The organism is Streptomyces sp. NPDC005774, assembly GCF_042871645.1.
GTDB lineage: Bacteria > Actinomycetota > Actinomycetes > Streptomycetales > Streptomycetaceae > Streptomyces > Streptomyces pratens.
Genome location: NZ_JBIAIV010000139.1, coordinates 1 through 1,584, shown reverse-complemented (window position 1 = coordinate 1,584; position 1,584 = coordinate 1). Strand labels below are relative to the sequence as shown.

Here is a 1,584-nt window from a genome sequence, read left to right as displayed (position 1 = left end):
CGGAACCTGTCAAAGCGATCAAGGCAGGTAGATCGTTCTAACGTTGTGCCGGGATCAGTGGGCCGTCCGGTGCCGGCTTGTTGATCCAGGCGGCTTCGGGGAGTTTCGGCGGCTCCGGCGGCTTGCGGACGAAGCGCTCGGGGTGCTTCGCGTAGACGGCCTGAAGGACGTCGGCACGCATCTCGCGGAGCTGTCCGGCGAGGCCGAAGTGCACGTCATAGGGGGTGTGCAGGCCGATCCCGGAGTGCCGGTGTTCCTCGTTGTACCAGGTGAAGAAGCGGGTGCACCACGCCCGGGCGTCCTCGAGGGAGCCGAAACGGTCCGGGAAGTCGTGCCGGTATTTCAGGGTCTTGTACTGGCTCTCGCTGTAGGGGTTGTCGTTCGATGTCTTCGGCCGCGAATGCGACTTGGTGACGCCGAGAGCGGCCATCATCTGGGCGACGTTCTGCGCGACCATCGGGGACCCGCGGTCCGAGTGGATCGTCAACCGGCCTGGCTGGATGCCGTACTTGGCGATCGTCTCGGACAGGAACCGCTCGGCGAGGTCCTTGTTCTCCCGGTCGGCGATCATCCAGCCCACCGTGTAGCGGCTGAAGATGTCGATGATCGTGTAGAGGCAGTAGTAGACGCCCGTGACCGGCCCCTTCAGCTTCGTGATGTCCCAGCTCCAGACCCGGTTGGGGCCCTCGGCGACCAGCTCGGGAACGGTCCGGGGCGGGTGGACGGCCTGGCGGCGGCGTTCACGGACCTCGCCACGGCGTCGCAGGAGCCGGTACATCGTCGACTCCGAGCACAGGTAGACGCCCCGGTCCAGGAGGATCGCGTAGATCTCGGCGGGCGCCATGTCGGCGAACTCCGGGCAGTGGAGCACATCGAGGACCCGTGCCTCCTCCTGTGGGGTGAGCGCGCGGGGATGCCGGCGCCGTTCCCGCCTCGGCCGCTCCGGGGCGGGGCTGCGGCGGTGGTGGCGGTAGTAGGTGGCCCGGCTCACGCCGAGCGCGGTGCACGCCTGGACGCGTCCGACCAGCCCGGTGAGCTCTTCGAGGGCCTGGTCGCGGGCAGCGTCGAAGGCGGCCACGGGGTCGGCCCCGGTCACTTGGTGTTCTCGCCGGTCTGGTTCGGGGCGCTGTCCGTGGCGAACTGGTCGAGCAGCGCGGAGAGTTTTCCCTGCACCTCGATCACGGTGCGGGCCTTGGCGAGGTCGGCCTGAAGACGGGCCTTCTCCGCCTTCAGCTTCGCGATCTCCCTGTCCCGCGGGTCCGCCTTCGGCCGTCCGGCCGGCGCGGCGAGCGCCGCCTGGGCGCCCTTGTCCCGCTGCTGCCGCCACGTCGTGATCAACGACGAGTACAGGCCCTCCCTGCGCAGCAGGGCACCCTTGCCCTTCTTGTCGAGCGTCTCGTACTCGGCGAGGATCCTCGCCTTGTACGCCGCGGTGTACCGGCGCGGACCGGTGGAACGGGCTGCTACCTGCGGATCAGGGGTCCCGTGGTCGTTGGTGCTGGCCACCTGGGCACTACTCCTTCTCCGCCCTCGACTCAATGAATCATCCAGTATGCCTGACTCGCACTACTTTGACAGAGAGGG

The 1,584-nt window shown here is 68.1% G+C and carries 1 pseudogene; it reads right to left on the bottom strand.

From position 1 onward, the window contains the following. Nucleotides 1-37: 37 nt before the first annotated feature. Nucleotides 38-1,506: pseudogene (locus ACFYQA_RS39480) on the bottom strand (IS3 family transposase). Nucleotides 1,507-1,584 lie beyond the last annotated feature (78 nt).